General features: G+C 60.4%; 1 pseudogene. It reads right to left on the bottom strand.

Features of this window, described 5'->3' with window-relative positions:
* Window positions 1-235 precede the first annotated feature (235 nt).
* Window positions 236-1067, bottom strand: a pseudogene (locus FTU55_RS14975) (IS91-like element ISVsa3 family transposase); the annotation flags it as partial.

Genomic DNA, 1067 nt, shown 5'->3' with positions numbered 1-1067 from the left:
ACGTATAGGAAGAATAAACGCCCTTTTCACCCAAGTCCAACAGCTTTGGACCGCAGTTGACTCTTTCGACACCCCTGCGATGCAACCCAATCCGGCTGACGGGGAGCCAGCAACGCTGAAAATTTACCCTCCTCTTTCCCACTAGCGGCTCCTTTTCCGACAACCAGCACGGCGGATCCCTGCCGCGGCGCTGTGAACGCAGCATTTTGATTGGTATCGTTGGCCTTCAGGCTCGTCAGTCAAACAGACCCAGGAGCAGCTCAGCCGGTGGCGCCCGGCTTTCGGGTAACGCCCTGGTCCCGCTGGTTTCGGCTTTGTGCTTCAGGTGATCAAGGATCTGCTTGATCACTATAGGGTCTTCAATGCAGGCGATGACTTTCATGGCGCCGCCGCAGCCGCTGCAGGTCTCGATGTCGATATTGAAAACACGCTTGAGCCGTTGCGCCCATGTCATCGACGCTCGCCGTTGTGCTGGTGTTGCCGGTTCATCAGCCACCCTGACCTTGTTGCCCCTGCCCCGTTTTGCCGGCGTGACCAACGCCCGGTGCCGACTGTTGGGTGCGAACACCCCGTGGAAGCGGGTTAGGTTGACTCTGGGCTTCGGTACCAGGGCGGCCAGCCTTGCAATGAAATCCAATGGTTCGAAAATGACGTGCGTGGTGCCGTCCCGGTACGGCGTCTTGAGCTGGTAGCGCACGTTGCCGCCTCGTGTTAACGACAGCCGCTTCTCGGATACCGCCGGGCGGCTGATGTACCGGCACAGCCGTTCGAGCTTCTTGCGTTCATCGGCCCTGGCCGCCACGCCGGCGTGCAGGCTGGACCCGGCTACCTTGCCAATCCCGTCACCGAACGGATCACCACTGGTCGGCAGAGTTTGCAAAGTGAACACCTTTCGCCCCGCCTGTGAACCGACAGCGATACGGTAAGTGATCGAGTGCCCCAGCAGGGGTGTCATCGGGTCGTCATCCACCGCATCCGAGGCCAGATAGCTGTTTTCGACATCCCGTTCCAGCAGGCCTTGCCGTTCCAGATAGCGACCCACCCGGTGGGCGATGGTGTGCGTCAGC

Origin of the sequence: Acinetobacter sp. YH12117, from assembly GCF_013418865.1 — a bacterium.
Taxonomy (GTDB): Bacteria; Pseudomonadota; Gammaproteobacteria; order Pseudomonadales; family Moraxellaceae; genus Acinetobacter; species Acinetobacter indicus.
This window is presented reverse-complemented; position numbering and strand designations above follow the sequence as displayed.